33 protein-coding genes and 1 pseudogene are annotated in these 25,940 nt (G+C 68.5%); 22 read left to right on the forward strand and 12 right to left on the reverse strand.

All coding sequences use genetic code 11. The features are described 5' to 3' along the window. The first annotated feature begins 39 nt into the window (after positions 1 to 39). On the forward strand, positions 40 to 1,578 hold the full coding sequence (locus MZV50_RS02405; RefSeq protein ID WP_252632836.1) for an acetolactate synthase large subunit: 1,539 nt from the start codon (positions 40 to 42) through the stop codon (positions 1,576 to 1,578). Here the strand turns inward: MZV50_RS02405 and MZV50_RS02410 are convergent. From MZV50_RS02410 to MZV50_RS02420, 3 genes are all read right to left on the reverse strand, one after another. Then, positions 1,575 to 1,880, reverse strand: a complete 306-nt coding sequence (locus MZV50_RS02410; protein WP_252632837.1) for a hypothetical protein — start codon at positions 1,878 to 1,880, stop codon at positions 1,575 to 1,577. The two genes, MZV50_RS02405 and MZV50_RS02410, sit on opposite strands and share 4 nt — an antisense overlap. Continuing rightward, positions 1,820 to 2,362: a GDSL-type esterase/lipase family protein gene (locus MZV50_RS02415; RefSeq protein ID WP_252632838.1), complete on the reverse strand. Its 543-nt coding sequence runs from the start codon at positions 2,360 to 2,362 to the stop codon at positions 1,820 to 1,822. Before MZV50_RS02415 ends, MZV50_RS02410 begins: the two co-directional genes overlap by 61 nt. 88 nt (positions 2,363 to 2,450) lie before the next feature. Beyond that, a complete protein-coding gene (locus MZV50_RS02420; protein WP_252632839.1) occupies positions 2,451 to 3,812 on the reverse strand; it encodes a hypothetical protein in 1,362 nt (453 codons plus the stop codon). A 154-nt stretch (positions 3,813 to 3,966) separates the two neighbouring features. Here MZV50_RS02420 and MZV50_RS02425 point away from each other — a divergent pair, with 154 nt between their 5' ends. From MZV50_RS02425 to MZV50_RS02450, 6 genes are read left to right on the forward strand one after another with little or no spacing between them, the layout of a single operon-like run. Continuing rightward, a complete protein-coding gene (locus MZV50_RS02425) occupies positions 3,967 to 5,079 on the forward strand; it encodes an MBL fold metallo-hydrolase (RefSeq protein ID WP_252632840.1) in 1,113 nt (370 codons plus the stop codon). Between the two features lie 45 nt (positions 5,080 to 5,124). Continuing rightward, positions 5,125 to 5,562 (forward strand): MarR family winged helix-turn-helix transcriptional regulator, encoded by a 438-nt coding sequence (locus MZV50_RS02430; RefSeq protein WP_252635156.1) that lies wholly within the window; start codon positions 5,125 to 5,127, stop codon positions 5,560 to 5,562. A 1-nt stretch (position 5,563) separates the two neighbouring features. Further along, positions 5,564 to 6,349 (forward strand): enoyl-CoA hydratase, encoded by a 786-nt coding sequence (locus tag MZV50_RS02435; protein WP_252632841.1) that lies wholly within the window; start codon positions 5,564 to 5,566, stop codon positions 6,347 to 6,349. A 24-nt stretch (positions 6,350 to 6,373) separates the two neighbouring features. Continuing rightward, entirely contained in the window at positions 6,374 to 7,345 is a 972-nt protein-coding gene (locus MZV50_RS02440) for an SDR family NAD(P)-dependent oxidoreductase (protein WP_252632842.1), read from the forward strand. Beyond that, positions 7,345 to 7,860 carry a hypothetical protein gene (locus MZV50_RS02445; RefSeq protein WP_252632843.1) on the forward strand — a complete coding sequence of 172 codons (516 nt, stop codon included), beginning with the start codon at positions 7,345 to 7,347 and terminating at the stop codon, positions 7,858 to 7,860. The genes MZV50_RS02440 and MZV50_RS02445 overlap by 1 nt, the downstream gene beginning before the upstream one ends. Beyond that, complete coding sequence (locus MZV50_RS02450; RefSeq protein WP_252632844.1) at positions 7,857 to 8,726, forward strand: SDR family oxidoreductase; 870 nt, start codon at positions 7,857 to 7,859, stop codon at positions 8,724 to 8,726. The genes MZV50_RS02445 and MZV50_RS02450 overlap by 4 nt, the downstream gene beginning before the upstream one ends. Here the strand turns inward: MZV50_RS02450 and MZV50_RS02455 are convergent. Next, positions 8,723 to 9,121 carry a TfoX/Sxy family protein gene (locus tag MZV50_RS02455; RefSeq protein ID WP_436792201.1) on the reverse strand — a complete coding sequence of 133 codons (399 nt, stop codon included), beginning with the start codon at positions 9,119 to 9,121 and terminating at the stop codon, positions 8,723 to 8,725. The two genes, MZV50_RS02450 and MZV50_RS02455, sit on opposite strands and share 4 nt — an antisense overlap. Between MZV50_RS02455 and MZV50_RS02460 the strand changes: the two genes are divergently transcribed. After that, entirely contained in the window at positions 9,063 to 9,542 is a 480-nt protein-coding gene (locus tag MZV50_RS02460; protein ID WP_252632846.1) for a GNAT family N-acetyltransferase, read from the forward strand. The genes MZV50_RS02455 and MZV50_RS02460 overlap by 59 nt on opposite strands. Positions 9,543 to 9,545: 3 nt before the next feature. Here the strand turns inward: MZV50_RS02460 and MZV50_RS02465 are convergent, their stop codons facing one another. Beyond that, positions 9,546 to 10,817, reverse strand: a complete 1,272-nt coding sequence (locus MZV50_RS02465; RefSeq protein WP_252632847.1) for an MFS transporter — start codon at positions 10,815 to 10,817, stop codon at positions 9,546 to 9,548. A gap of 136 nt (positions 10,818 to 10,953) precedes the next feature. Between MZV50_RS02465 and MZV50_RS02470 the strand changes: the two genes are divergently transcribed. The 7 genes and pseudogenes from MZV50_RS02470 (at position 10,954) to MZV50_RS02500 (ending at position 15,597) form a co-directional block, all read left to right on the forward strand. Beyond that, a complete protein-coding gene (locus tag MZV50_RS02470; RefSeq protein ID WP_223395942.1) occupies positions 10,954 to 10,998 on the forward strand; it encodes a hypothetical protein in 45 nt (14 codons plus the stop codon). Positions 10,999 to 11,062: 64 nt separating this feature from the next. After that, positions 11,063 to 11,628 (forward strand): annotated as a pseudogene (locus MZV50_RS02475) (GNAT family N-acetyltransferase). A gap of 32 nt (positions 11,629 to 11,660) precedes the next feature. Further along, positions 11,661 to 12,224, forward strand: a complete 564-nt coding sequence (locus MZV50_RS02480; protein ID WP_252632848.1) for a DUF1285 domain-containing protein — start codon at positions 11,661 to 11,663, stop codon at positions 12,222 to 12,224. 11 nt (positions 12,225 to 12,235) lie between these two features. Next, positions 12,236 to 12,910: a CoA pyrophosphatase gene (locus MZV50_RS02485; RefSeq protein ID WP_252632849.1), complete on the forward strand. Its 675-nt coding sequence runs from the start codon at positions 12,236 to 12,238 to the stop codon at positions 12,908 to 12,910. Positions 12,911 to 12,958: 48 nt separating this feature from the next. After that, entirely contained in the window at positions 12,959 to 14,212 is a 1,254-nt protein-coding gene (locus tag MZV50_RS02490; RefSeq protein ID WP_252632850.1) for a CCA tRNA nucleotidyltransferase, read from the forward strand. 1 nt (position 14,213) lies between these two features. Further along, positions 14,214 to 14,918: a glutamine amidotransferase-related protein gene (locus MZV50_RS02495; RefSeq protein ID WP_252632851.1), complete on the forward strand. Its 705-nt coding sequence runs from the start codon at positions 14,214 to 14,216 to the stop codon at positions 14,916 to 14,918. A gap of 40 nt (positions 14,919 to 14,958) precedes the next feature. Further along, the gene (locus MZV50_RS02500; protein ID WP_252632852.1) at positions 14,959 to 15,597 is read left to right on the forward strand and encodes an Isoquinoline 1-oxidoreductase subunit; all 639 of its coding nucleotides are present in this window, start codon (positions 14,959 to 14,961) and stop codon (positions 15,595 to 15,597) included. A gap of 9 nt (positions 15,598 to 15,606) precedes the next feature. On the opposite strand, the gene hemF is transcribed toward MZV50_RS02500, so the two are convergent. Beyond that, on the reverse strand, positions 15,607 to 16,479 hold the full coding sequence (gene hemF, locus MZV50_RS02505; protein WP_252632853.1) for an oxygen-dependent coproporphyrinogen oxidase: 873 nt from the start codon (positions 16,477 to 16,479) through the stop codon (positions 15,607 to 15,609). A gap of 131 nt (positions 16,480 to 16,610) precedes the next feature. Here hemF and MZV50_RS02510 point away from each other — a divergent pair, with 131 nt between their 5' ends. Continuing rightward, positions 16,611 to 16,877 (forward strand): DUF6289 family protein, encoded by a 267-nt coding sequence (locus MZV50_RS02510; protein WP_252632854.1) that lies wholly within the window; start codon positions 16,611 to 16,613, stop codon positions 16,875 to 16,877. Between the two features lie 80 nt (positions 16,878 to 16,957). Further along, positions 16,958 to 18,256: an acetyl-CoA C-acyltransferase gene (locus MZV50_RS02515; RefSeq protein ID WP_252632855.1), complete on the forward strand. Its 1,299-nt coding sequence runs from the start codon at positions 16,958 to 16,960 to the stop codon at positions 18,254 to 18,256. 1 nt (position 18,257) lies between these two features. Here MZV50_RS02515 and MZV50_RS02520 read toward each other — a convergent pair whose 3' ends face one another. After that, the gene (locus tag MZV50_RS02520) at positions 18,258 to 18,323 is read right to left on the reverse strand and encodes a hypothetical protein (protein ID WP_125155815.1); all 66 of its coding nucleotides are present in this window, start codon (positions 18,321 to 18,323) and stop codon (positions 18,258 to 18,260) included. 71 nt (positions 18,324 to 18,394) lie between these two features. On the opposite strand from MZV50_RS02520, the gene MZV50_RS02525 reads away from it, so the two are divergent. Further along, positions 18,395 to 18,697 carry a DNA-binding protein gene (locus MZV50_RS02525; protein ID WP_252632856.1) on the forward strand — a complete coding sequence of 101 codons (303 nt, stop codon included), beginning with the start codon at positions 18,395 to 18,397 and terminating at the stop codon, positions 18,695 to 18,697. Here MZV50_RS02525 and MZV50_RS02530 read toward each other — a convergent pair. Together MZV50_RS02530 and phaR are read right to left on the reverse strand one after the other, a co-directional pair. Beyond that, positions 18,694 to 19,023, reverse strand: coding sequence for a hypothetical protein (locus tag MZV50_RS02530; RefSeq protein ID WP_252632857.1), 330 nt, complete (start codon positions 19,021 to 19,023; stop codon positions 18,694 to 18,696). The genes MZV50_RS02525 and MZV50_RS02530 overlap by 4 nt on opposite strands. A gap of 64 nt (positions 19,024 to 19,087) precedes the next feature. Beyond that, the gene (phaR, locus tag MZV50_RS02535) at positions 19,088 to 19,741 is read right to left on the reverse strand and encodes a polyhydroxyalkanoate synthesis repressor PhaR (RefSeq protein ID WP_252632858.1); all 654 of its coding nucleotides are present in this window, start codon (positions 19,739 to 19,741) and stop codon (positions 19,088 to 19,090) included. Positions 19,742 to 19,958: 217 nt separating this feature from the next. Between phaR and MZV50_RS02540 the strand changes: the two genes are divergently transcribed. From MZV50_RS02540 to MZV50_RS02555, 4 genes are all read left to right on the forward strand, one after another. Next, positions 19,959 to 21,134 carry an acetyl-CoA C-acetyltransferase gene (locus tag MZV50_RS02540; protein WP_252632859.1) on the forward strand — a complete coding sequence of 392 codons (1,176 nt, stop codon included), beginning with the start codon at positions 19,959 to 19,961 and terminating at the stop codon, positions 21,132 to 21,134. Between the two features lie 105 nt (positions 21,135 to 21,239). Next, a complete protein-coding gene (locus MZV50_RS02545; protein ID WP_252632860.1) occupies positions 21,240 to 21,962 on the forward strand; it encodes a beta-ketoacyl-ACP reductase in 723 nt (240 codons plus the stop codon). Positions 21,963 to 22,099: 137 nt separating this feature from the next. After that, positions 22,100 to 22,882, forward strand: a complete 783-nt coding sequence (locus MZV50_RS02550) for a DUF4908 domain-containing protein (RefSeq protein ID WP_252632861.1) — start codon at positions 22,100 to 22,102, stop codon at positions 22,880 to 22,882. A gap of 221 nt (positions 22,883 to 23,103) precedes the next feature. After that, positions 23,104 to 24,099, forward strand: a complete 996-nt coding sequence (locus MZV50_RS02555) for a LacI family DNA-binding transcriptional regulator (RefSeq protein ID WP_252635157.1) — start codon at positions 23,104 to 23,106, stop codon at positions 24,097 to 24,099. A 4-nt stretch (positions 24,100 to 24,103) separates the two neighbouring features. Here MZV50_RS02555 and MZV50_RS02560 read toward each other — a convergent pair whose 3' ends face one another. From MZV50_RS02560 to gloB, 3 genes are all read right to left on the reverse strand, one after another. Next, complete coding sequence (locus MZV50_RS02560) at positions 24,104 to 24,544, reverse strand: hypothetical protein (protein WP_252632862.1); 441 nt, start codon at positions 24,542 to 24,544, stop codon at positions 24,104 to 24,106. Positions 24,545 to 24,697: 153 nt separating this feature from the next. Further along, entirely contained in the window at positions 24,698 to 25,180 is a 483-nt protein-coding gene (locus tag MZV50_RS02565) for a cupin domain-containing protein (RefSeq protein ID WP_252632863.1), read from the reverse strand. Then, a complete protein-coding gene (gene gloB / locus MZV50_RS02570; RefSeq protein ID WP_252632864.1) occupies positions 25,177 to 25,926 on the reverse strand; it encodes a hydroxyacylglutathione hydrolase in 750 nt (249 codons plus the stop codon). Before gloB ends, MZV50_RS02565 begins: the two co-directional genes overlap by 4 nt. Between the last annotated feature and the right edge of the window lie 14 nt (positions 25,927 to 25,940).

A 25,940-nucleotide genomic window follows, 5' to 3' on the forward strand; every position in this document is an offset into this window, starting at 1 on the left:
AAGAGGCAAGGCTCGCCTGGCGGCGTGGAGAACAAGACCATGAACGGCGCGGACGCCCTGATCACGACCCTCGCCGACAACGGCGTCACCGCCTGCTTCGCCAATCCCGGCACCAGCGAGATGCAGTTCGTCTCGGCCCTGGACCGCGAGCCGCGCATGCGCTCGGTCCTGTGCTTGTTCGAGGGCGTGGCGACCGGCGCCGCCGACGGCTATGGCCGCATGGCCGGCAAGCCCGCCTGCACCCTGCTGCACCTGGGTCCCGGCTACGCCAACGGCGCGGCCAACCTGCACAACGCCCGGAGAGCGTACACCCCAATAGTGAACGTGATCGGCGACCACGCCACCTATCACCGGGGCTTCGACGCGCCGCTGAACAGCGACATCGCCGCCCTGGCCGCGCCCAACTCGGTCTGGGTCAAGTCGGCCGAGAGCGCCGACAGCGTCGGCCCCCTGACCGCCGAGGCGATCGTCGCAAGCTATGGCGCGCCCGGCGGCAACGCCTGCCTGGTGCTGCCCGCCGACGCGGCCTGGAACGCGGCGACGGTGAAGGGGCCGGTCGTGACGCCGCCTGGCTTCGAGCGGCCCGACAAGACCGCCGTCGAGGCTGTCGCCAAGGCGTTGGGCTTCGCGAAGAAGCCCGTGCTGCTGCTGGGATCGGGGGCCTGCGGCGAGGTGGCTCTGGCCGCCGCCGGCCGGCTGGCGGCCCATGGCGTCCGCGTGCTGACCGACACGTTCACCGCCCGTCAGGCGCGGGGCGAGGGCCGCTTTCGACCCGACAAGCTGCCCTATTTCGCCGAGCAGGCCCTGAAGGACCTGGAGGGCGTCGACCTGATGGTGCTGGTCGCCACCCAGCGGCCGGTCGCCTTCTTCGCCTATCCCGATCGCCCCAGCGTGCTCGTGCCGGAAGGCTGCTCGGTCGAAACCCTGTGTGGCCGCGAGGTCGACGCGGCTGCCGCCCTCGTCGCCCTGGCCGACGCGGTCGGCGCGCCGGCGGCGGGGGCGGTCGAGGCCCTGGTCATTCCGGACGTCCCGGCTGGCCGCCTGGACCCCTGGGCCATCGGCGCCTCGGTGGCGCGGCACATGCCGGCGGATACGGTGATCTCGGATGACGCGGTGACGGCCGGCCTGCCGATCTTTACCCAGACCCGCGCCGCCCGCGCCCACGACTGGCTGTCCCTGACCGGCGGCGCGATCGGCCAGGGCATCCCGCTGGCGATCGGCGCGGCGGTGGCCTGTCCGGACCGCAAGGTGCTGGCCCTGACCGGCGACGGGGCCGGGATGTACACGGTGCAGGGCCTGTGGACGATCGTCCGCGAAAAGCTGGACGTCACGGTGGTCGTCTTCGCCAACCACGCCTATCGCATCCTCGGCATCGAGCTGGGTCGCACCGGCGCGGGCAATCCGGGACCGGCGGCCTCGCGACTGCTCGACCTGGGCGATCCGCGCATCGATTGGGTCTCGGTGGCCCGGGGCATGGGCATGACGGCCGAGCGCGCCGAGACGGCCGAGGCCTTCGACGACGCCTTCGCCCGCGCCATGGCCACACCCGGCCCGCGCCTGATCGAAGCCGCGCTCTAGCGGGGCAGGGCGGCGTCCAAGGTGTCCGCGATGGCGGTCATCGCCGCCAAGTTAGGATGATAGGGCGCGCCGCCCGGCGGGGCCGGATAACCGTTCATCCAGGGCTGAGCCGCGCAGGCGTCATGCCCTCGGCTGAGCTCCGACGCGGCGATGACGCTCGCCCCGCCGGCCGTCGCCGCCTCTCGGGTGATCGACAGCAGGCGCGCGGCCTTGGTCCGGGCGGCGTCGGCGTCCGCCCCGGTCAGCGGCGTGGCGGCGCATACGCCCTGGGGCGGCAGGATGGTCGGATATTCGACCAGCACGATCCGGCCTTCGGCGCCCGTTCGCGGATCGCCGCGACGAGGCCGGTCATGGCGGTCTTCAGCGCCGCGTAATCCGCCTCGGTCGGGGCGGTCGCCGGCGCGCAACTGGCCTCGCCCCGCTGGCGGCACGAGGCGCCGTAGAGGCCGCCGACCAGGCCGATGTCGTTGCCGCCGATGGTGACGGTGACCAGCGTCGTGTCGGCCGTCACCGCGTCGATCTGGGCCGGGAGCTCGCCCCACGGCTGGAGGATCGCCGAGGTCCTGGCCCCGCTGCAGCCGACATCGACCAGGGTCAGGCCGCGCCGGGCCGCCAGCTGGCTGGCGTAGTTCCGCGTCGAACGCGTACAGCGGGCCGGCGCGCCCTCCTGATACGGCGCGATCCCCAGCCCGGCGGCATACGAGCTGCCCATCGAGACATAGCGCTCGCCGGCTTGCGCGGCGGTTGCGAGCAGGGCGAAGGCGAGGGTCAGGCGGCGCAGCATGGCGCGAGCTTATCCAGCGTCCCGACCAAAAAGAAAGCCCGCCGGATCGCTCCGGCGGGCCCCTTTTCAGTTCAGGTCGGGACTGGGATCAGCCCTTGACCTTGTTGGTCGGCAGCTTGCAGCCGCCGCCGATGCCCTTGGCCTGGACGCAGGAGAGGAACTCCTTGGCGGCCGGCTTGGCGACGCCGGTCGGATAGCCCAGCACCCAGCCGGGCAGACCGTCCGAGCAGGCCACTTCGACGAAGCCCTCGGTCTCGGTCGCGCCGATGACGCGAGCGTCCGACACCGTGCACGAGGCCTTGTTGAAGCCGACCAGGTCCTTGGTCAGGCGGGCGTACTGGGTGGACGTCTTGGTGAAGGAGCAGCGGAAGCCGTTCAGTTCGGCCGTCAGGCAGTCATAGACCGTGCCGCCGGTGGCGGTGAACACGGCGATGGCGCCGACGTCGCTGTTCTTGCACTTCAGCTCGACGATTTCCTTCTTCGGGTCGTTGGTCGGCAGCATGCCGTACTTCTCGACGTCGCAGGGGAAACCGGCCTTGGCCGCCAGCTTGCTGTAGAAGCCGGCCTGTTCGGTCTGGGCCGCGACCGCGTCGGTCATGGTGCAGCCGCCGCCGACGAAGCCGGCCTGGGCGCACGGGATGGCGCGGGCGAAGGCCCCCGTCGTCGCGGTCTGCTGGTAGACGTAGCCCTTGCCGTCCTGGCACGACACTTCGAAGTAGTTGTCGACCTTGGTGCTGAGGATGTAGCGCTTGTCCTTGATGGCGCAGGTCGTGCCCGCGGCCGCCGCGGCGGTGTTCAGCGTGTCGACGATGGCCAGCTGGGTCTGACGGTTGGTCAGCTTGCAGCTGACGTTGCCGCCTTCCTCGTACAGCAGGCAGCTGTTCACGACGACGTCGCCGCTGATGTTCATCGGGGACGTGGTCTGGACGACGTAGCCGCTGCCGCCTTTACAGGCGACTTCGAAATACGAGTTCTTGGCGCCCGAGCCGATGGCGCGGGTGTTCTCGATGTCGCAGGTGACGCCGCCCTTCTTGACGAAGGGGGCCAGGCCCGCGCCCGGGTTGGCGTTGCCAGGCAGGATACAGGCCAGGCCGCCGGCCTTGCCGTCGGCGGCGGGCTGGCTCGATTCCAGGCAGGTGTAGACCTGCGGAGCCGTGTCCTTCTTGGCGATCAGCGCGAAGCCCATGCCTTCGTTACAGGCGACTTCGTAGTACTTGGCGCCGGCCTTCTTGTCCTCGCCGATGAAGCGAGCGTCCGAAACCGTACAGCCCGCGCCGCTGGCCTGGATCAGGGCCGGGGCTTCCTTCATACCCGCTTCGCGCGCCTTGGCGTCGACAGCGGCGGGCTTGCCCTTCTCTTCCTTCGGCGCCGAAATGACGGCGGCCGGAATAAGAATGGCGACCGCGAGGGCGGCCGACAGGCCGATCGCGAAACGCTTCATGGGAAACATCTCCTGGGTGGATTCCTCGCGCGGACATAAGCGCGCGCTTGCATCGGGGGTCAAGATACCGTCCGACATAGGCGCGATCGTGACGGGGTCCGAGCGTAAAAAATGGGTTGGAACAAGGACAAGCGCCGGTTGAACCGGAGCTGAAGGGGACGCAATGCGCGATGGATTCGAAGAGGGCGAGGCGCCCGGCGAGACTCAGGAACCTCGAAAGGGGCGTCTGGTCTATCCGTTCGAGACCGCGCCGGAGCAGGGCTCAGGCGAGGCCGTCGAAGTCGCGCCAGGCGTCCTGTGGCTGCGCATGCCGCTGGGCGGCTCACTGCAGTTCATCAACGTGTGGGCCATTCAGGATGGCGAGGGCTGGGCGATCGTCGACACCGGCGTCCAGACCCGCGAGACCAGCCAGGCCTGGCGGGCGGCTTTCACCGGCGCTCTGGGCGGCAAGCCGGTCACCCGGGTGATCGTCACCCACCTGCACCCCGACCACATCGGCCTGGCCGGGTGGCTGACGCGCAAGTTCGACTGCCGGCTCTGGATGACGCGGCTGGAGTATTTCCAGTGCCGCATGCTGGTGGCTGATACCGGCCGCGAGGCGCCGGAGGACGGGGTGAAGTTCTTCCAGGCCGCTGGCTGGGACGAGGACGCGATCGAGAACTACAAGGCCCGCTTCGGCGGCTTCGGAAAGGCGATCTACGCCCTGCCCGACAGCTATCGCCGACTCAGCGACGGCGAGGATTTCGAGATCGGCGGCCGGACCTGGACGGTCGTGACGGGGCAGGGGCACTCGCCCGATCACGCCTGCCTGTGGTGCCCCGCGCTGAACCTGCTGATCTCCGGCGACCAGGTGCTGCCCCGCATCTCGTCCAACGTCTCGGTGTTTCCGACCGAGCCGGACGCCGACCCCCTGAGCGACTGGCTGCGGTCGCTGGCCAAGGTCAAGGCGACCGTGCCCGACGACGTGATCGTGCTGCCGGCCCACAACGATCCGTTCGAAGGGCTGCACACCCGGATCGACGGCCTGATCTCGGGGCATGAACGGGGTCTGTCGCGCTTGGAAAAGAAGCTGGCCGAGCCCAAGCGGGTGGTCGACACGTTCGGAGCCTTGTTCGCCCGGCCGATCGGGTCCGATCTGCTGGGCATGGCCACGGGCGAGGCGCTGGCCCACCTGAACTGCCTGATCCGCCGGGGCCGAATCGAGCGTGAGCTGGATGCCGAGGGTGTGGCCTGGTACCGGGCCGTTTCCGAGGACGGGGTTTCTAGTCCAGACTAGAAACGGTCGTTTGACATTTCGCATACGAAATTTAGGTTGGCCCGCATGTCCGTGCCCGCCGATCGCCGACTGATCTTCCTGCTCAACGCCGGCCATCGGCGCGTCCAGCGCTGGATCGAGGGCAAGATGGCGGCCAAGGGCGGCCTGACCGCCGCCCAGTCGGGGGTCTTGTTCTTCCTCGGCGAGCAGGATGGGGCGCTGATCGGCGAGGCGGCCGACGCCCTGGACCTGGCGCCTTCGGCCATGACCGGCCTGATCGATCGCATGACCCGGGCCGGGCTGGTCGAGCGCCGCGCCGATCCCAAGGATGGCCGCGCCATGCGCCTGCACCTGACCGACAAGGGGCGCGCCGCCCGCGAGGCGGCCAAGGCCGGGCTGGACGGCATCAACGCCCACCTGACCGCCGGTTTCACGGACGAGGAGATCGGCGTGGTCGCCCGCTGGCTTTCCAGCCTGCAGACCAAATTCCCCAAGGGAGAGTGACATGACGGACGCTAGGCAAGGTGACTGGGTGAAGGTCGAGATCGACGCCGGCGTGATGACGCTCACCCTGGCGCGTCCGGAAAAGAAGAACGCCCTGTCCAACGCCATGTACGGCGTGCTGGCCGACAGCCTGGAGGCCGCCGAGAAGGATCCGGCCGTGCGCGTCGTGATCTTCCAGGCCGACGGCGACAGCTTCACGGCCGGCAACGACCTGCAGGACTTCGCGGCCCAGGCGACGGGCGCCTTCACGGGCGAGCGGCACGTGATCCGCTTCCTCAAGGCCCTGGCCAACGCCACCCGGCCGCTGGTCGCCGCCGTCCACGGCCAGGCCGTGGGCGTGGGCACGACCATGCTGCTGCACTGCGACCTGGTCTATGTCACCCCGGACGCGCGGCTGACCGTGCCGTTCGTCAACCTGGCCCTGGTGCCGGAGGCGGCGTCCAGCTGGCTGCTGCCCGCCCGTATAGGTCACGCCCGCGCCTACGCCATGTTCGCCCTGGGCGAGGCGATCGACGGCGGTACGGCCGTGGCCTGGGGCATCGCCAACGGTTCGGCAGAGCTTTCCGATTTGCGCGCCCGCGCCCGCGCCGCCGCCGATCAGCTGGCCAAGAAACCGCTGGGCGCCCTGACCACCACCAAGCGCCTGATGCGCGACGCCGAGAAGATCGCCGCCCTGATGGACACCGAGGGCGCGCTGTTCGGCGAGCGTCTCAAGACCGCCGAAGCCCGCGAGGCCTTCATGGCCTTCATGGAGCGCAGGCCGCCGGACTTCAGTAAGGTAAGCTAGCAAAAACGATCTGGGAGGATCGACATGGCGGAGCGGATAACCTCGTCTTTCGGGGCGAAGTCGACGGCGCGCGAGGTGGCCGCGGGCCATGACCTGTCGGGGAAGGTCGCCATCGTCACCGGCGCGGCCACCGGCATCGGCGTCGAGACCGCGCGGGCCCTGGCCCTGGCGGGCGCGGAAGTGATCATCGCCGCCCGCAAGCCCGATCTGGGCGAGGAGATCGCCAACCAGATCAACGAGGAAGCGGGCATGAAGCGGGTCAGCTTCGGCATGCTGGACCTCTCCAGCCTCGAGGCCATCCGCCATTTCGCCCATCGCTGGGGCGACCGTCGCCTGAACCTGCTGATCAACAACGCCGGCGTCATGGCCTGTCCGCTGTCGCGCACCGCCGACGGCCTGGAGATGCAGATCGGCACCAACCACTTCGGCCACTTCCTGCTGTCGGTTCTGCTGGCGCCAAACCTGGTCGATGGCGCGGAGCATTCGGGCCATCGCTCGCGGCTAGTGTCGCTGTCCTCGATCGGCCACCGCCGTTCGGGCGTGAACTTCGAGGATCCGAACTACCAGACCCGGCCCTACGACAAGTGGGAAGCCTACGGCCAGGCCAAGACCGCCAACAGCCTGTTCGCGGTCGGCTTCGACAAGCGGTTCAAGGACTGGGGCGTCAACGCCAACGCCGTCATGCCCGGCGGCATCATGACCCCGCTGCAGCGCCACCTGCCGATCGAGGAGCAGCGCGCCCTGGGCTGGCTGGACGAGAACGACAAGCCACGCGAGGGCTTCAAGACCACCGAGCAGGGCGCGGCGACCAGCGTCTGGGCGGCCGTCGGCGACGAACTGGAGGGCGTCGGCGGCCTCTATCTTGAGGACTGCAACCAGGCCGTTCCGTGGAGTCAGGAGCTGCCCTGGAACGGTGTCATGCCCCACGCCCTTGATCCCGAGGCGGCCGACCGCCTGTGGGACCTGTCTGTGAAGACCACCGGAGCCGGCGCCTGATGCAGCGCCGGGCCATGCTGCGCCTGGCCGGCGTCGCGGCCATCGTCGGGGCGGCGATCGACATCGTCGCGCCGTTCCTGATCTATCCGCGTCTCACCGATCCCTGGCCGCACCTGGTCTATGTGGCCATCGACCTGCTGCTGCTCTTCGGCATGCTGGGCGTGTGGTCGGCGAGCGGGCGGAAGGCGAACGTCCTGGGTCTGGGCGGCTTCGTGCTGGCCCTGTTGGGCGTGATGCTGGTGCGGACCTCGTCGGCCGAGATCTTCGGCGCGGCGTCCTACGTGATCGCCTCCAGCGTCTGGTCGATCGGCATGGTCGTCTGGGGGATAGACCTGCTGCGGGCCAAGCTGTTCCGCATCCCCGCCATCCTCTGGATCGCCGCCCTCGTCATCGGGCTTGTCGGCATCGTTCTGAAGGATCACGGTCCCGTCGCGCACGTGGCGAAGATGAGCTTCATCGTCGGCTTCATCCTCGCCGGCCTCGACCTGATCCGAACACGGGAGCAATCCGCATGAGCCAAGCCGCTTCACTCCGGGGCAAGACCCTGTTCGTCACCGGCGCCTCGCGCGGCATCGGCCTGGCTATCGCCCTGCGCGCCGCGCGCGACGGCGCCAACATCGTCATCGCCGCCAAGACCGCCGAGGCCCATCCCAAGCTGCCGGGCACCATCTACACCGCCGCCAGCGAGATCGAGGCGGCGGGCGGCCATGCCCTGCCGCTGGTGGTCGACGTCCGCGAGGAGGCCAGCGTCCAGGCGGCGGTCGAGAAGGCCGTCGAGCGGTTCGGCGGCATCGACATCTGCGTCAACAACGCCTCGGCCATCTCGCTGACCGGCACGCTGGCGACCGACATGAAGCGCTACGATCTGATGCACCAGATCAATACGCGCGGCACGTTCGTCACGTCCAAGGCCTGCATCCCGTATCTGAAGAAGGCCGAGAATCCGCACGTCCTGATGCTGTCGCCGCCGCTGGACATGTCGCCGCGCTGGTTCGGTCCGCACGTGGCCTACACCATGGCCAAGTTCGGCATGTCGATGTGCGTGCTGGGCATGGCCGAGGAGTTCAGGAGCGACGGCGTCGCCTTCAACGCCCTGTGGCCGCGCACCGGCATCGCCACCGCCGCCATCCAGTTCGCCCTGACCGGCGAGGAGGGGCTCAAGCACTGTCGCACCGTCGAGATCATGGCCGACGCGGCCCATGCCGTGTTCCTGAAGCCGTCGCGGGCGTTCAGCGGCAATTTCCTGATCGACGACACCTTCCTGTACGGCGAGGGCGTGCGCGATTTCGACCAGTACAAGGTCGATCCGTCGGCGACCCTGATGCCGGACTTCTTCGTGCCGGAGAGCAGCGGGCCGCCACCAGGGGTAAAGATCGGCTAGCGCTTCTTCTTAGTCGCCGCCGCCCGCGCGGCGACCTCAAGCGACTTGCGCGACCAGTCCAGCAGGAATTCCTGGTCGTCCATGGCCTCGGCCGGAGCCGTCCAATAGCCCATCGGCTTGTCGTAGCCGAACGGGGTGAAGGCGTGCGATCCGGCGGCCTCGAACTCGACTTTGAGCGACTCGTCGCCCTTGAGGTAGAGAACGTCGTCGTCGATCAGCGCGAAGAACAGTCCGTTGGCATAGATCCCCACGCCGCCGAACATTCGGCGCGCGGTGATGTGGCCCAGCGGCGCCAGTTGCTCCAGAACGAAATCCCGATAGTCGTCAGAGACCGCCATGCCCGTTTCAGTCCGTCCCGCCACACCCGCCGATGCGGGCCTGATCCACCAGTTCATCCTCGATCTGGCGGACTATGAGAAGCTGCTAGACGAGGTCACGGCCAGTGAAAGCGACACGGCCGCCGCGCTTTTCGGCGACAATGCCCGGGCGTTCGCCGACATCGCCGAGCTCGACGGCCAGGCGGTCGGCTTCGCGCTGTGGTTCTACAACTATTCGACCTTCGTCGGCCGGCACGGGATCTATCTGGAGGATCTGTTCGTGCGGCCGGCGGCGCGCGGCTCGGGCGCGGGCAAGGCGCTGCTGGCCAACCTGGCCAAGCGCTGCGTCGACGAGGGTCTGGGCCGACTGGAATGGTCGGTGCTGGACTGGAACGCGCCGTCGATCGCCTTCTATGACAGCCTGGGCGCGGCGGCGATGGACGAATGGATCATCCGCCGCCTGACCGGCGAGGGAATCCGCAAGCTGGCGGGCGTCTGACCGCTATTCCAGCCGGTCGGCCTTGCGCAGGTCGGGGAACAGGAAGGCCCACAGCGCGGTGACCGCCATAGCCCCGACGCCGCCGAACACCGCCGCGCCGATGGGACCCAGCAGCCAGGCCACCGCGCCGCTCTCGACCTCGCCCAGCTCGTTGGAGGCGCTGATGAACACGCCCGAGACAGCGGCGACGCGGCCGCGCATGGCGTCGGGCGTGACGATCTGGACCAGGGTCTGGCGGACATAGACCGACAGCATGTCCGCTCCGCCCAGCACCGCCAGGGCGGCCACCGACAGCCATTCCAGCTTCGAGAGGCCGAACACCACCGTCGCCAGGCCAAAGACGGCGACGCCCGCGAACATGATCCGGCCGGCGTGGCGGCGGATCGGATTGCTGGCCAGATAGATCCCGACCAGCACCGCGCCCACCGCCGGCGCGGCCCGCAGCAGGCCAAAGCCGCCGGGGCCGATGTGCAGCACGTCCTTGGCGAACACCGGAAGCAGGGCGGTGGCCCCACCCAGGATCACCGCGAAAAGGTCCAGCGAGATCGAGCCGAAGACGATCTTGTTGTTCCAGACATAGGACAGGCCTTCCTTGATCAGCTCGGCGCGGGAGCCGGGCTGTTGCTCGGGCTTGGTCGACTTGCGGATCGACAGCGCCAGCAGGGCGGCGGCGAGGTAGAGGCCCAGGGAGGCGCCGAAGGCCATGCCCGGCGAATGGATCAACAGCAGGCCGCCCAGGGCCGGGCCGATGATCGAGCCGGCCTGCCAGGACAGGGAGTTCCAGGCGATGGCGCGCGGCAGCAGGGCGCGCGGCACCAGCATCGGCCCCATGGCGCTGCTGGCCGGCGACAGGAAGGCGCGGCTGGCCCCGAACATCACCGAGACGGCGAAGATCGGCCACAGATGGTGCGAACCCGACATAGCCAGGACCAGCAGCACGGTGGCGCTGATCGCGTCCAGGCCCAGCGTCGTGGCGACGATCAGCTTGCGGGTCCGACGGTCGGCCGTCTCGCCGGCCACCAGGGTCAGCAGGAACAGCGGCAGGAACTGCGCCAGGCCGATCATGCTGACCATGAACGCCGACTCGCCGACGGAATGGGTCAGGCGGGCGATGGCGTAGACCTGCCAGCCCAAGGCCACCGACTGGATCTGCACCCCCAGGGTGGAGACGAACCGCGCCACCCAGAACAGGAGGAAGTCACGCTCCCGCAACAACGCGCGCGTAGAGGTGTCGGGGACGGACGCGGGCGTCTCTGGGGAGGCTGGGTCGGACATCGCGCCGAAACATAGAGCCAAGTCGCCGCACCGCAACGTTATTGACCTGAGAAAGGCTTGGCCCTACAGCGCGCGCATCTTCTGAAGGCTCGGAGCGTGGTTTCACCGCACTCCCAGAGAATGAAAAGAGCTGGGCATGCGACGCCTGCGACGAATTCAGCGCGAACGCGCCACGATCTGAAGCTCTCCCGGTCGCGCCTTCGCGTCGGGAGCCCCCGACGCCCTTTCGCATTTCCCGAAGGCCGATGACCTCCGTTCAGAAGTCCCTTTCTCCCGCGCCCGCCACTCTGTCCCCCCTTGGGCCGCTGGTCCACGAGACCCCGGCGATGGAAGCGGCCGTCACCCACCTCATCGATCGGGTCTTCGGGCCCGGCCGTTTCGCCAAGTCGTCCGAGCGCCTGCGCGAGGGCAACGCCCTGCTGGCGGACTGCTCGTTCGTGGCCCTGCGCGACGGCAAGCCGGTCGGCTGCTGCCGCATGTGGCCGGTGACGATCGGCGGCGAGCCGGTCGCCTTTCTGGGTCCTCTGGCCGTCGATCCGGACGAGCGGAGCGCGGGCCTCGGCCAGGCCCTGGTCGAGAGCGCCGTCGAGGCCGCCCGAGCCGCCGGCTGGCGAGCTGTGTTGCTGGTCGGCGACGGCCCCTATTTCGGCCGGATCGGTTTCGGCGCCGCCCATACCGCTGGCGTGGTCATGCCCGGCCCCGTGGATCAGCGCCGCGTGCTGCTGCTGCCGCTGCGCCAGGGGGCGACGTGGGACTGTCCGGCGCGGTCGCGATCGCGCCCGGCGCGAAACCGGGCGCGACGATCGCTTGAGCCGGCGGGCCTTACGGCCTAACTGATCGGTGATGACCGATGCGCGCCCCAAAGCCGGACTGGAAGGCGTCGCCCAAGCCGTGAAGGCGGCGGGCGAGCGCGGTCTGCCACCGGTGCATCTATGGAACCCTGCCCACTGCGGCGAAATCGACATCCGCATCCGCAAGGACGGCGTCTGGTTTCACGAGGGTACGCCGATCGGCCGGGCGGCCCTGGTGCGCCTGTTCTCCACCGTGCTGCGCCTCGATCCGGACGGCTATCACCTGGTCACGCCGGTCGAGAAGATGAGGATCACGGTCGAGGACGCGCCATTCATCGCCACGCGCGTCGATCGTGTGGACGGGACGCTCGTCTTCCAGACCAATGTCGGCGACACGGTCGAGGCCGGACCGGAGAACCGGATCCGTGTCGAGATCGATCCCGAGACCGGCGAACCGCGGCCCTATGTCCATGTGCGCCGAGGGCTGGAGGCGCTGATCGCCCGGCCGGTGTTCTACGAGCTGGCCGAGATGGCGCGCCTGGAAGGCGACACCTGGGGCGTGACCTCGAACGGCGCGTTCTTCCCGATCGCCTCGCCCGGAACGGCGCCGGCATGACGAGAAACGCCTTGTCTCGTGAGGAGCGGCGCGCCTGGATCACCCAGCGGCTGCATCCGATCTCGGACTACGATCCCAGCCTGGCCAATCCCATGAAGTCGGACTTCGATCTCAATCCGGGGCTGAAGGTCGACAACCCTCATGCTCTGCGCCCCGCCGCCGTGCTGGTGGGCCTGGTCGAGCATGAGGACGGCTTGACCGTCCTCCTGACCCGCCGCTCGGACACCCTGCGCAGCCATACCGGCCAGATCGCCTTTCCGGGCGGCCGCTGCGATCCCGGCGAGACGCCCTGGCAAACGGCCCTGCGCGAGGCCCAGGAAGAGGTGGCGCTGGATCCGGCCTTCGTGACCGTGGCAGGGCTACTGCACGGCTACCAGACCGTGACCGGCTTCCACGTCATGCCGGTGGTCGGCTTCATCGATCCCAAGGCGACCTTCGTCCCCAGTCCTGAGGAGGTGGCCGACGTCTTCGAGACGCCGTTCGACTTCCTGATGGATCCGGCCAATCACCAGCGCCAGCATCGCGAGGCGCCGGGCGGCGAGCGTCGGCACTTCTACGCCATGCCGTGGAACGACCGCTTCATCTGGGGGGCGACGGCGGGCATGCTCCGATCGCTGTACGAGGCGCTTTACGGCGAGGACGGCCATTCGCCCCATTTGCCGTCTGGCGGAGGCGGCGCGTCCTAGCCTAACTATGTCGCGGCCTCAGGCCGGACGCGTCAGTGGGAGCAGGCGTTGAGCAGCGAGACGATCGGCCCCGCGCCGTGGATGACGCTTCCGAAGACCCAGGCGGTGATCGCCGCCCTGGAGGCGCGCGGCGGTCCCGGCTGCGCCCGCTTCGTGGGCGGCTGCGTGCGCAACACCCTGATGGGCAAGCCGATCGACGACATCGACATCGCCACCACCTTGACCCCGGACGCGGTCATCGCGGCGCTGGAGCAGGCGGGGCTACGCGCCATTCCGACCGGCATCGACCACGGTACGGTCACGGCGCTGTCGGCCGGCCGGCCCTACGAGATCACCACCCTGCGCAAGGATGTCGAGACCGACGGCCGCCGGGCGGTGGTGGCCTTCACCGACGACTGGAGCGAGGACGCCCAGCGCCGCGACTTCCGCTTCAACACCCTCTATGTCGACGCCGAGGGCCGTCTCTACGATCCGACCGGCGAGGGCGTCAGCGACGCGCGGGACGGCAAGGTGGTGTTCGTCGGCGATCCGATGACCCGTATCCGCGAGGACTATCTGCGGATCCTGCGCTTCTTCCGCTTCCAGGCCTGGTACGGCCGGGGCGAGGCCGACCCGGCGGCCCTGGCCGCCTGTGAGGCGCTGAGGGACCGGCTGCTGGGCGGCACGGCCGAGCGCCTGCAGAAGGAACTGATGAAGATGCTGGCCGCGGAGGACCCGCGTTCGGCCTTCCGGCTGATGGCCGCCACGGGGGTGTTGCCCACGATCCTGCCCTCGGTGGAGTCGCTGGCCCGGTTCGAGGCCCTGGTCGCCATCGAGACCGAGCAGCTGTTCGAGATCGATCCGGTCCTGCGCCTGGCTGCCTTGATCCCCGACGACGCCGAGGCCGCCGGACGGCTGGCCGAGCGTCTGCGTCTGCCCAACGCTGTTCGCGACCGCGTCGTCGAGGCCGTGGGCCAGGAGCCGCGTATCGTCTCGTGGATGAGCCCGCGCGAGGCCCGCCGCGCCGTCTACGCCCTGGGCCAGGGCGCGTTCAGCGACCGGATCAAGCTGGCCTGGGCCGGCTCGGGCCGCGACTCGACCGCGCCCCAGTGGCGGGCCCTGCTGGCCCTGGCCGAGACCTGGACGCCGCCCGCCTTCCCGCTGTCGGGCGAGGAGATCCTCAAGGCCGGCGTGCCCAAGGGGCCCATGGTCGGCGAGGTCAGGCGCGAGATCGAGCTCTGGTGGATCGACCAGGACTTCATCGAGGACAAGTTCAGCGCTATCGAACGCCTGAAGGCGGTCGCGCAAGGGATGGTGTACTAGGATGAAGATCGGCCTGCTGGAGACCGGCAATCCGCCGGGCGACCTCGCGGAGACGCATGGCGGCTATGCGGCGATGTTCGAGGCGCTGCTGGGACCCGAGCACAGCTATCGCGTCTACGACGTCCAGAAGGGCGAGCTGCCCGAGGACCCGGCCGAGAACGACGCCTATGTCATCACCGGCTCGGCGGCCGGAGTCTATGATCCGCTGCCGTGGATCGAGCCGCTGAAGGCCTTCCTGCGCGCGGCCAAGGGCGAGACGCCGCTGGTCGGGGTCTGTTTCGGCCATCAGATCATGGCCGAGGCGTTCGGCGGCAAGGTCGTGAAGTCCGACAAGGGGTGGGGCGTGGGCCTGCAGGCCTATGAGGTCGCCGAGCGCGCGCCGTGGATGGACGACGCCCACCACGTTTCGGTGCCGGGTTCGCACCAGGACCAGGTGGTCGAGCTCCCGCCTGGAACGCGGGTGCTGGCCGGCAGCGCCTTCACGCCCTACGGCATCCTCGCCTACGACGACGCCAGGGCGATCTCGATGCAGTTCCATCCGGAGTTCTCGCCGGCCTACGCCAAGGCCCTGATCGAGGCTCGGCGTGGAACGCGCTTCACCGACGAGCAGGCCGACGCCGCCATCGCCAGCCTCTCGGCCGAGAACGACCGGACGCGGATGGCCGAGTGGATCGGCCGCTTCCTGGCGCAGGAAACCCAAGCCTAGGCGGAGCGTTCGAGTCCGGAACTTCACCGGGAGAACGCTGATGCGCCTCGCCACTGTCGCGATCCTGACCGGAACCCTGGCCGTGGCCGGGGCCGTGATGGCCAGCGCCGATCCCACGCCCGCGGCGAAGCCGGCGCCGGTCGTGCTGAAGACCGCCGCCAGTTTCCAGTCGATCCAGGATCCGGCCGCGCGGTCGGTCGCCCTGTTCACCGAGGCGGGCAAGGTGATCCAGAGCCCGCGCTGCCTCAACTGCCACCCGGTGCAGCGCGCCCCGACCCAAGGCGACGACCTGCATCCGCACAATCCGCCGATGGTCGCCGGCGACAGCGGCCACGGTCCGGCCGGCATGCCCTGCTTCTCGTGCCATACGGCGGCCAACGTCCCGACCTGGGGTCAGGACATCAAGAGTATCCCCGGCGATCCCAAATGGGCCCTGGCGCCGGCCGAGATGGCCTGGCAGGGCAAGTCGCTGGGCGCGATCTGCGGCCAGATCAAGAACCCGGCGACCAACGGCGGCAAATCGCTGGCCGAGCTGCATCACCACATGGCGCAGGATCACCTGGTCGGCTGGGCCTGGAATCCCGGCGCGGGCCGCGTCCCGGCCCCGGGGACGCAGGCGCAGTTCGGCGAACTGATCAAGGCGTGGATCGACACCGGCGCGAAGTGCCCGAAGGCCTAGCGCCGACCCTCAGGGCCACTTCACCGTCGGCGGCATCGAGCTAAGGATCGACTCGACATTGCCTCCGGTCTTCAGGCCGAACATCGTGCCGCGGTCGTAGAGCAGGTTGAACTCGACATAGCGGCCACGCTGGACCAACTGCTGCTCGCGCTCGTCGGCGGTCCAGGCCTCGGCCATGCGACGGCGGACCAACTCCGGATAGATCTCCAGGAACGCCCGGCCGACATCCTGGGTGAAGGCGAAGTCCCGGTCCCAGTCGCCGCTGTCGTGATGGTCATAGAAGATGCCGCCGATGCCGCGCGGCTCGTTGCGGTGCGGCAGGAAGAAGTACTCGTCGCACCAGGCCTTGTACTTGGGATGCCAGGCCGGATCGTGCTTGTCGCAGGCGCGCTGGTAGGCGGCGTGGAAGTCGATGGCGTCCGGGAAGTCCTGCTGGCGCTGATAGCCGAGCAGCGGCGTCAGGTCGCCGCCGCCGCCGAACCAGCTCTTGGTCGTGGCGATGAAGCGGGTGTTCATGTGCACCGCCGGCACGCGCGGGCTGACCATGTGGGCGATCAGGCTGATGCCGGTGGCGAAGAAGCGGGGATCATCCGCCGCCCCGGGCATGTTCTTCGCCATCTCGGGCGTGAAGGTCCCGTGCACCGTCGAGACGTGAACGCCGACCTTCTCGAACAGCCGGCCGTGCATCATGCCCATGACGCCGCCGCCGCCCGCCGGGCGGTCCCAGGGCTTCTTCTCGAAGCGACCCGCCTCACCCGGATAGAGATCGGCCGGGGCCTCGTCCTCCAGGCGTTCGAAGGCGGCGCAGATCTGGTCGCGCAGGCTTTCGAACCACGCCTTGGCGCGGGCCTTCTTGGTGTCGAGGTCTTGATCGGTGCTCATGCCTGCCGATTAAGCCCCCGCGCGTCCGTGTGCAAATGGGGCGTGTTTCTGTCAGGAAATCGATTCTAGATTGCATCAGTAAAAATACGCCCTCTAATTGTCTGGCGCATTCGCGCGACATGGAGGGTTGGATGAAACCGAAGGCCATCTTCAAGGCAGCGGCTGCTGCGACGCTGTTGGGGCTAAGCCTGTCGCTGCCCGCCTCGGCGGCGCTGCAGAATGGCTGGGATCGCGTCTACTATTCCGACGAGGCGCATACCGAAATGGTCGGCGAACGCACGCTGTACTGCACGGGCCAGCAATATCAGTGGTGGGGCACGACCTCCCCGTACTTCGATCAAGAACTCTTCCCCTGCCAGCCCTCGGGCCCGCCGACTCCCATTCCGGGTCCGTTCTGACGGCGGTAAATCGACAAGAGGCGGCGGACACGGTTGTGATCTACTACCTATAGCGCAGTCGCAACGCTGGGGATCGCACCATGCCCGCCGCCAAATCGTCCGCTTCGAAATCGTCCGCCGCCGACGTCTGGATCGCCTCGGGCGTGCGGACGCCCTTCGCCAAGGTCGACGGACCGCTGGCCTCGTATGATGCGATCGAGCTGTCCGTGCCGGTGGTGAAGGCGATGCTGGCTAAGGGCGCGCGACCGGATTTCGCGGTCTGGGGCACGGTGATCCCGAACCTGACCTGGAGCAACATCGCCCGCGAGGTGCTGCTGGACGCCGGGGCCGACCCGACCATCCCGGCTTTCTCAACGGTGATGGCCTGCTCGACCAGCATGATCGGCGCGATTGAGGCGGCGGGGATGATCGACGGACGCGGCCGCGACCTGGCCCTGGTCGGCGGCGTCGAGAGCATGAGCCGGGTGCAGATCGGCCTGTCGGTCGCCCTGTCGGACTGGATTCGCAAGTTCCAGGGCGCGAAGACCGGCGGCCAACGTCTGCAGGCGCTGGGCGCGCTGAACCTGAAGGACGTCAGGCTTTACATTCCCAAGGTCGCCAACCGGGTCACCGGCCTGTCGATGGGCGAGCACACCGAGATCACGGCCAAGGATTGGAGCCTGTCGCGCGCCGACCAGGACGCCATCGCCCTGGCCAGCCACCAGGGCGCGGTGAAGGGCTGGGAGGAAGGGTTCTTCGACGACCTGGTGATCCCGATCGGCGGGGCCAAGCGCGACACCATTCCACGCAAAGACTCGACGCTGGAAAAGCTGGCCAAGTTGGCGCCCGCCTTCGACAAGACCAGCGGCAAGGGCACATTGACGGCCGGCAACTCCTCGCCCCTGACCGACGGGGCGGCGGCGATCTGGGTCGGCTCCGAGGCCGGCATGGCGCGGCTGCCGTCCGAGACGCCGAAGGTGCGGATCATCGACCACGAGGTCACGTCGATCGACCTGCGCCACGAGGGTCTGCTGATGGCCCCCGCCTACGGCGTGCCGCGCATGCTGGCCCGCAACGGCATGACCTATGCCGACGTCTCGCTCTGGGAGATCCACGAGGCCTTCGCCGCCCAGGTGCTGTCGCACATCGCGGCGTGGGAGAGCGTCAAGTTCCTGGCCGAGAAGGCCGGTGTCACGGCGCCGATGGGCGCATTCCCGCGCGAGCGCATGAATCCGTACGGTGGGTCGCTGGCGCTGGGCCATCCGTTCGGGGCCACGGGCGCGCGGATCCTTAGCCAGGCGGTGAAGGAACTGGCCGCCCGTCCGAAGGGCGAGCGGGCTATCGTCAGCATCTGCGCCGACGGCGGTCAGGGCACGATGATGTTGCTGGAGAGCGCCTGATTCAGGTCAGGGCGGTGAAGATCAGGGCCACGACGGCGACGTCGAAGATGCGAATGGCGACGGACAGCATGGAGGGCTCGCGGCGGTGAGTTCACCAATGATCCAGCAAGATCCGCGCCAAGCCGTCGGGCGCCGCTGATGGCCCTGTTCTTCGACGCGGCCTGGTATGATGCGCGTCTGGCCGAGCGCGGCCTGGGCCGTGCGATCCTGGGCGTCGCCACCGGCCTGACCGAGGCGGAGCTGACCCTGGCCTTCAAGGACCAGCGCGAGCTGTCGATGCGGGAAGTCTCTGCTTTCGCCGAGCTTTTGGGCGTGACGCCGGCCGAGGCGGCTTCGCGGGCCGGGGTGCGGCCGCCACCCGTCAACGACGCCCAGCGCATCGCGGCGCTGGAGGCGCGGGTGGCTGTCCTGGAGGCCGAGCTGGCCCGCCTGAGACGCTAGATGTTGGTCTTCTTCAGCAGGCCCGCCTTGGGACGGCGATCGGCCGGGCCGGAATATTCCGTGCCGAGATAGGTCGATCTGGCAGTGTCGAGCACTTCCTGCCCACCGCGCAGGCCGCGCTTCTGACCGGATTGACCCATGACGTGAGCGGCGAAGGCGGCGAAGCCTTCACCGCGCGGCGGTCGTTCCCGGCGCGGTGGGGGGGCGTCTTCCTCCGCAACGAAGACGGCCTCTTGCTCGCTCTCATGGCGCTCGTCCTCGCGCGGCGCCGGGAGGGCGCGACGCGTGGGTCCTGGGCGTCGAATGGGATCGATCGGGCCGTTCATACGCGGGACGGTAGAACCAGGACGGTTAAGAAGACCTGGATCGACTTGGTTAAGAAGGTGTGGGTCAGGACTTGTTCGCGAGCTTGGCGAGCTGCTCCTGCATCGCCTCCATCTGGCGCTTCAGTTCGGCCAGCGAGTCGTCGCTGGCCGGCGCGGCGGTCGAGGGCGCGGGGGCTGGTTCGGCGGATGGGGCCGCGGCGTCTTCCGGACGGACGTAGGCGAACGGAGAGAACATCTTCATGGCCCGGTCGAACAGCGCCATGTTCTGGCGGATCTGCTCTTCGTAGACGCCGATGCCGGGCATCTTGCCGGGCGCCAGGTTGGACAGCTGGCCGCGCAAACGCTCCTGCTGCTTGGTAAAGCTCTCGAGCGACATCTCCAGATACGACGGCAGGAAGGCCTGCATCGAGTTGCCGTAGAAGCCGATCAGCTGACGGAGGAACTGGATGGGCAGCAGGTTCTGGCCGCCGCCGCGGTTCTCTTCCTCGAAGATGATTTGGGTCAGCACCGAGCGCGTGATGTCGTCGTTGGTCTTGGCGTCGTAGACCACGAAGTCGACCCCCTCCTTCACCATGTCCGAGAGGTGTTCGAGGGTGACGTAAGAGGAAGACGCTGTGTTGTAGAGGCGACGGTTGGCGTATTTCTTGATGATCACGCGTTGCCCGGCCGATTTCTCGGTCCCGGCGGCCGTTTCGCCTTTTTCAGGGTTCTCGGACATTTCGTTCCCTAGTCCAGAGGTTCCGTCCTCTTTCGCATCGCACTATCGCTAATGCAAAGGCATGGCGCCAGTGGTCAGATGACTTGGAGGTGTCGCGAAGGCGTGAAAATGTGCTCGTGACGAACGCGGCCCGGATGTGCATGTTGATGCTGCATCGCAAAAGAACGGGCGCCGCAGCCGCGAACGCGTCACGTCAGAATGTCACGGGAGCTATCGCATGAGCGACATCGTCATCGTCTCCGCCGCCCGCACGCCGGTCGGCTCGTTCAACGGGGCGCTGTCCAGCCTGCCCGCCGCCGAACTGGGCAAGATCGCCATCGAGGCGGCCGTGTCTCGCGCTGGACTGGCGCCGGCGGACGTGGACGAGGTCATCCTCGGCCAGGTGCTGCAAGCCGCCGCCGGCCAGGGCCCGGCCCGCCAGGCCTCGGTCAAGGCCGGCATCCCGGTCGAGAGCCCGGCCTGGAGCCTGAACCAGCTTTGCGGCTCGGGCCTGCGCGCCGTCGCCCTGGCGGCCCAGCAGATCGCCGATGGTTCGGCCAAGGTGGTCGTCGCCGGCGGCCAGGAGAGCATGAGCCAGGCCCCGCACGCCCAGAACCTGCGCGGCGGCCAGAAGATGGGCGACCTGCAGTTCGTCGACACCATGATCAAGGACGGCCTGTGGGACGCCTTCCACGGCTACCACATGGGCCAGACGGCCGAGAACATCGCCAACCGCTGGCAGATCACCCGCGAAGACCAGGACAAGTTCGCCGTCGCCAGCCAGAACAAGGCCGAGGCCGCGCAGAAGGGCGGCAAGTTCGACGAGGAGATCGTCCCGGTCACCATCAAGGGCCGCAAGGGCGACACGGTCGTCGACAAGGACGAGTTTATCCGTCACGGCGCGACGCTGGAAAGCGTCCAGGGCCTCAAGCCCGTGTTCAACAAGGAAGGCTCCGTCACCGCGGCCAACGCCTCGGGCCTGAACGACGGCGCCGCCGCCCTCGTCCTGATGAGCGCCGAGGAGGCCGCCAAGCGCGGTCTCAAGCCTCTGGCCAAGATCGCCTCGTGGGCCAATGCCGGCGTCGAGCCCGAGATCATGGGCACCGGCCCGATCCCCGCCTCGAAGAAAGCGCTCGAGAAGGCCGGCTGGTCGGTCGGCGACCTCGACCTGGTCGAGAGCAACGAGGCCTTCGCCGCCCAGTCACTGTGCGTGGTCCGCGAGCTGGGTCTCGACCCGGCCAAGGTCAACGTCAACGGCGGCGCCATCGCCATCGGGCACCCGATCGGCGCGTCGGGCGCGCGGATCCTGACCACCCTGCTGCACGAGATGAAGCGTTCGGGCGCCAAGAAGGGCCTGGCGACCCTGTGCGTCGGCGGCGGCATGGGCGTGGCCATGTGCGTCGAGGCGGTCTGACACTTTATCGACACGCAACCTTAGCCGTGACCGCGCGCTTCCAGATCCGATGGTTCTGGGCGCGCGCGGGCCGGCGCCAATCATAAAAATATCCGGGAGACTGAAATGACGAGAGTTGCGTTCGTGACCGGCGGCACCCGCGGGATCGGCCGAGCCATCTGCGAGCGGCTGATCGCCGACGGACACAAGGTGGCGGCGGGCTATTCCGGCAACGAGGAAGCGGCCGCGGCCTGCGCCAAGGAGCTGGGCGTGATGGTCGTGAAGGGCAATGTCGGCTCGTTCGACGACTGCGCCGCCGCCGTGAAGAAGGTCGAAGCCGAGCTCGGACCGATCGACATCCTGGTCAACAACGCCGGCATCACCCGCGACGGCATGCTGCACAAGATGACCTACGAGCAGTGGTCGGAAGTGATCCGGGTCAACATGGACTCGGCCTTCAACATGACCCGTCCGGTGATCGAGGGCATGCGCGAGCGCAACTGGGGCCGCATCGTCAACATCAGCTCCATCAACGGCCAGAAGGGCCAGATGGGCCAGACCAACTATTCCGCCGCCAAGGCCGGCCTGATCGGCTTCACCAAGGCGCTGGCGCTCGAGAACGCCAAGAAGGGCGTGACGGTCAACGTGATCTGCCCCGGCTACATCGACACCGAGATGGTGGCGGCGGTGCCGGAGAACGTGCTGGCGGGCATCATCGCCGGCATCCCGGTCGGCCGCCTGGGCAAGGGCGAGGAGATCGCCGACATGGTCTCGTTCCTGGCGGGCGAGCGGGCCGGTTTCGTGACCGGCGCGACGCTCAGCCTGAACGGCGGCCAGTACATGGCCTGACCAGGCCTGGTCCGAAGACCTCCCCCGAAGCTCGGGCTTGACGGCGACTGTTGCGGTTTGGCCTCATGCGCGCGGCTTCGGGGTTTGGACGTTAACACGTCCAAGATTCGCCCCAGTCGGCGGGCAGTACGGATCGTATGAAATTCTGCAAGGCGGAGCTTGGCGATTGGGGGGCGAAGGCGACCCTGGCCATCGCGGCTCTGATGGTCATGGCGGCGTCGGCGAACGCCCAGCAGCTGCCGCACTCCCTGCGGGACGCCCTGCTCGGCCATAAGGGCTCGGGCGAGGCTCGTCGCGTGGCGGCCCCGCCGGTGGCCCGCTACGTCTCCGAAGCCGGTGGCGGCTTCATCTTCGACCAGGCCTCGCCCCAGCCGCTGATGAAGTTCGACAACAGCGCCGAGGTCTGGGTGCTGTCGGCGCAACAGGCCTCGCGCGGCGACGTCATCTATCGCAACGATCTGGGCGAGCCGGTTCTGCGGGTCACCAAGCTGGGCGGGGTGATCCTGTTCACGGACGACGCCCCGATGGGCGCGGCCGCCGCCCTGTCGGGCCGGGCTTCGTCGATCCAGCCGCCGGCCATCCTGTCGTTCAGCGTCTTCGTCCAGCGGGTGCGTATCGCCACCGCCCGCGCCAGTCGCGCGGCCCAACGCGACATCGAGTTCTCCACGGTGCAGGACGTGCGCCCCGAGACCTCGGTCCTGGCCGCCGATACCGCGACCGTCGTCGCCGAAGCCTTCGAGCGCATGGCGCGCAAGGGCGATCGTTCGTTGATCTCGCGCATCGCCCGCGTGTTGCTGGCCGAGGGCCGCAAGCCGGCCGCGTCCCTGAAGGACGGCTCCCTGACCATCACCTATTCGCCCGACCAGGGCGTGGCGGGACGTCCGTCGTCCAAGCGGATCATCAAGGTGATCAACCGCTGACGGGCTTTATATAGCCCGTTGGAAGCGTAACCATAACTGCTCAGAACCCGTTTACCTGGCTCGCATATCGGTGTTCGCTAGTCACGGCTTCGTGGCGTCGCACCTCGCGCGCAACCCTGCGTTATGCGACGCCAGCGAGGCTTTTCGCGCGTTCGCAAGGTTCTAGTGTTTCCATGGATAGCCCCGACATCGCCGAGGCGCCCGGCCGCGGGCGCCTGAAGATGGCCGACATCGCGCGGATGGCGGGCGTGTCAATCTCGACGGTGTCGCGCGCCCTCGCGGGCAATCCGTTGATCCCCAAGGCCCTGCGCGACCACATCGTCGAGATCGCCCAGACCCACGGCTATGTCGTCAATCAGTCGGCCCGATCCCTGCGCCTGCGCAAGACCGACACCATCGGGGTCATCATTCCCCTGGCCCATGAGGCCGGACAGCTGATCTCCGACCCGTTCTTCCTGGAGATGGTCGGACGGCTGGCCGACGAGATCACGCGTCGCGGCTATTCGGTTCTGCTGAACAAGGTCATCGTCAACGAGACCGGTTGGCTGGAGCGCATCATCCAGTCGCATCGGGCCGATGGCCTGCTGCTGATCGGCCAGAGCAACCAGCACGAGGCGCTGAACACGGTCTCCGACACCTATCGGCCCATGGTCGTCTGGGGCGCCCGGCTGCCCGGGCAGCGCTACTGCGCCGTGGGCAGCGACAATGTCGAGGGTGGTCGCGTGGCCGTGGCGCATCTGGCCGCGAACGGCCGCGCGCGCATCGCCTTCCTGGGCGAGACCGACGCGCCCGAGGCGATCCAGCGGTTCGAGGGCTACAAGAAAGGCTTGGCCGAGGCCGGGCTTGCTTTTGATCCCACGCTCGTCGTTCCGACGCCCTATACGGCGGGCGAGGCGCGGGAGGCCATGGCGACCTTCCTGGCGACCGGCGTCCCGTTTGACGCGGTCTTCGCGTTCTCGGACGTCGTCGCCCTGGCCGCCATCGACGCGCTGAAGGCGGCTGGCCGGACCGTGCCGGGCGACGTGGCGGTGGTCGGCTTCGACGACGTCGTCCAGGCTCAACACAGCACCCCACCCCTGACCACCGTGCGCCAAGACCTGGCGTTCGGCGCGCGGGCGATGGTCGATCTGCTGCTGCGTCGCATGGCCGGCGAGGACGCGCCCTCGACCCTGGCGCCGGTCGAACTGATCGTACGCGGCAGCAGCGTCGCGTCGTGACGTCCTAGGCGGCCTCGACGCCGATCGACTTCAGTTCCTTGAGGAACCGGGTCAGGCTGATGTGCGAGCGCTTCAGGCCCTGCACGACCTCGGGACGGGCCAGGGCCGACTGCGGGACAATGAAGCCCTCGCGGCCGACGCGCTGCGCCATGCCTTTTTCGAGCATCTCGACGAAGCGACGGCGGACGGTCTCGTAGGGCAGGCCCAGGGAATCGGCGACCTGGCGCACGGTCAGCGGCCTACGCTCGTGATCCGGCGGAATGTCGTCCACCTCGGTATAGACCGAGCCGCGGATGTGCGAGCAGTTGCCGGCCCAAAGCGTCGTGAAGACGAGAGCATAAAGAAGATCGGAGCCGTGGACTTCAGTGGCGATTTCGACCCAGCGCAGGATGTAATCCGTCGCGTAGCGAGTGGCCGCGCGAGCATTGACGTACTCTTCGGACATAGGTGACTTGGTTCCCGGGGCCGACGCACTGAACGCGACCAGAAAAGGATTGCATGGCTCAGATACCGACGCCATGCGACCAAGTTGCCCACTATGGGTACCCGCTTTGGGGGCCTGCGGCAGGTTGACGCGCCCCTTTTCCGCCTGGAGGGATCAGCCGCGCGACGGCGTCCAGTCGGCTGGCGCCATCTCGAAGCCCTCGAACCGGAAGCCGGGCGCCACGGTGCAGCCGACCAGGGTCCAGGCGCCCAGGCTGACGGCCGTCTGCCACCACGAGGTCGGCACGACCACCTGCGGCCGGCAGCCGGCGCGCAGGTCCGGACCCAGCACATGGGCGGTCGATCCCGCGCCGTCGGGCGGCGACAGGGTGATCGAGATCGGCGCGCCAGCGTACCAGTGCCAGGTCTCGACCGCGTCGACCCGGTGCCACACCGAGACCTGCTCGGCCTCCAGCAGGAAATAGATGCAGGTCGACTTCGCCCGGCCGTCGGAACCCGGTTCGTCCTGGAAGGTCTGCCTGTACCAACCGCCCTCGGGGTGCGGCTGCAGGTCCAGCATCCGGATGATCTCCTTGGCGCCCAGGTCGCCGGCGATAGCCCGTTCCTGCCTGTTCTGGTCCGTCACGCTGTTGCTCATCCCTTGAAGCTGTCCTTGGCGGTCCGGATCTCGGCGAAGGCCTCGGCGGGCGAGGCCGCGTTCGGCCGCAGCAGCGGCGCGCGCAGGAACGGGTTGGTGGCCTTCTCGGCCGCGATGGTGGTCGGCACGGTCGGCTCGCCGCGCTCGCGAGCGGCGAACACCGCGTCCGCCCGCGCCTTCAGGGCGGGATCGTCGTCGACGGACAGGGCGAAGCGGGCGTTCGAGGCGGTGTATTCGTGCGCGCAGTAGACGGTGGTCTCGTCCGGCAGGCCGGCGACGCGGGTCAGCGAGCTCCACATCTGTTCCGCCGTGCCCTCGAACAGGCGTCCGCATCCCAGGGCGAACAGGGTGTCGCCGACGAAGGCGATGGCGTCGGCGGCGTCGTGATAGGCGATGTGACCCAGGGTATGACCGCCGCTGTCGATCACCTCGAAGCGCGTCTCGCCCAGCATGACGACGTCGCCGCCGCTCACGACCCGATCCAGCGGCGCGATACGCGCCACCTCGGCCGGGCCGGCGATGGTCGCGCCGGTCGCCGCCTTCAACGCTTCGTTGCCGCCCGCATGGTCGGGGTGCCAGTGGGTGTTGAGGATCATGTCCAGGCCCCAGCCCAGCTTGTCGAGTTCGGCGAGGATGGCCGTGGCGTCCGGCGTGTCGATGGCCGCCACCTGGCCGCTGGCCTCGTCGCGGACGAGGAAGCCGTAGTTGTCGGACAGGCAGGGGAACTGGTGGACGGTCAGGGGCATGGCGCGGTTGCTCT

Origin of the sequence: Caulobacter segnis (assembly GCF_023935105.1) — a bacterium.
Lineage (GTDB): Bacteria > Pseudomonadota > Alphaproteobacteria > Caulobacterales > Caulobacteraceae > Caulobacter > Caulobacter segnis_B.

Coding starts and splice junctions, on each gene's coding strand:
- MZV50_RS02460 (WP_252632846.1), top strand. CDS start 9,063: ATGCCCGTTTCAGTCCGTCCCGCCACACCCGCCGATGCGGGCCTGATC.
- MZV50_RS02430 (WP_252635156.1), top strand. CDS start 5,125: ATGTCCGTGCCCGCCGATCGCCGACTGATCTTCCTGCTCAACGCCGGC.
- gloB (WP_252632864.1), bottom strand. CDS start 25,926: ATGCCCCTGACCGTCCACCAGTTCCCCTGCCTGTCCGACAACTACGGC.
- MZV50_RS02530 (WP_252632857.1), bottom strand. CDS start 19,023: ATGAACGGCCCGATCGATCCCATTCGACGCCCAGGACCCACGCGTCGC.
- MZV50_RS02555 (WP_252635157.1), top strand. CDS start 23,104: ATGGCCGACATCGCGCGGATGGCGGGCGTGTCAATCTCGACGGTGTCG.
- MZV50_RS02420 (WP_252632839.1), bottom strand. CDS start 3,812: ATGTTTCCCATGAAGCGTTTCGCGATCGGCCTGTCGGCCGCCCTCGCG.
- MZV50_RS02425 (WP_252632840.1), top strand. CDS start 3,967: ATGCGCGATGGATTCGAAGAGGGCGAGGCGCCCGGCGAGACTCAGGAA.
- MZV50_RS02440 (WP_252632842.1), top strand. CDS start 6,374: ATGGCGGAGCGGATAACCTCGTCTTTCGGGGCGAAGTCGACGGCGCGC.
- MZV50_RS02495 (WP_252632851.1), top strand. CDS start 14,214: ATGAAGATCGGCCTGCTGGAGACCGGCAATCCGCCGGGCGACCTCGCG.
- MZV50_RS02560 (WP_252632862.1), bottom strand. CDS start 24,544: ATGTCCGAAGAGTACGTCAATGCTCGCGCGGCCACTCGCTACGCGACG.
- MZV50_RS02450 (WP_252632844.1), top strand. CDS start 7,857: ATGAGCCAAGCCGCTTCACTCCGGGGCAAGACCCTGTTCGTCACCGGC.
- MZV50_RS02435 (WP_252632841.1), top strand. CDS start 5,564: ATGACGGACGCTAGGCAAGGTGACTGGGTGAAGGTCGAGATCGACGCC.
- MZV50_RS02565 (WP_252632863.1), bottom strand. CDS start 25,180: ATGAGCAACAGCGTGACGGACCAGAACAGGCAGGAACGGGCTATCGCC.
- MZV50_RS02550 (WP_252632861.1), top strand. CDS start 22,100: ATGAAATTCTGCAAGGCGGAGCTTGGCGATTGGGGGGCGAAGGCGACC.
- MZV50_RS02500 (WP_252632852.1), top strand. CDS start 14,959: ATGCGCCTCGCCACTGTCGCGATCCTGACCGGAACCCTGGCCGTGGCC.
- phaR (WP_252632858.1), bottom strand. CDS start 19,741: ATGTCCGAGAACCCTGAAAAAGGCGAAACGGCCGCCGGGACCGAGAAA.
- MZV50_RS02515 (WP_252632855.1), top strand. CDS start 16,958: ATGCCCGCCGCCAAATCGTCCGCTTCGAAATCGTCCGCCGCCGACGTC.
- hemF (WP_252632853.1), bottom strand. CDS start 16,479: ATGAGCACCGATCAAGACCTCGACACCAAGAAGGCCCGCGCCAAGGCG.
- MZV50_RS02455 (WP_436792201.1), bottom strand. CDS start 9,121: ATGAACTGGTGGATCAGGCCCGCATCGGCGGGTGTGGCGGGACGGACT.
- MZV50_RS02510 (WP_252632854.1), top strand. CDS start 16,611: ATGAAACCGAAGGCCATCTTCAAGGCAGCGGCTGCTGCGACGCTGTTG.
- MZV50_RS02545 (WP_252632860.1), top strand. CDS start 21,240: ATGACGAGAGTTGCGTTCGTGACCGGCGGCACCCGCGGGATCGGCCGA.
- MZV50_RS02525 (WP_252632856.1), top strand. CDS start 18,395: ATGGCCCTGTTCTTCGACGCGGCCTGGTATGATGCGCGTCTGGCCGAG.
- MZV50_RS02405 (WP_252632836.1), top strand. CDS start 40: ATGAACGGCGCGGACGCCCTGATCACGACCCTCGCCGACAACGGCGTC.
- MZV50_RS02540 (WP_252632859.1), top strand. CDS start 19,959: ATGAGCGACATCGTCATCGTCTCCGCCGCCCGCACGCCGGTCGGCTCG.
- MZV50_RS02415 (WP_252632838.1), bottom strand. CDS start 2,362: ATGCTGCGCCGCCTGACCCTCGCCTTCGCCCTGCTCGCAACCGCCGCG.
- MZV50_RS02465 (WP_252632847.1), bottom strand. CDS start 10,817: ATGTCCGACCCAGCCTCCCCAGAGACGCCCGCGTCCGTCCCCGACACC.
- MZV50_RS02445 (WP_252632843.1), top strand. CDS start 7,345: ATGCAGCGCCGGGCCATGCTGCGCCTGGCCGGCGTCGCGGCCATCGTC.
- MZV50_RS02480 (WP_252632848.1), top strand. CDS start 11,661: ATGACCGATGCGCGCCCCAAAGCCGGACTGGAAGGCGTCGCCCAAGCC.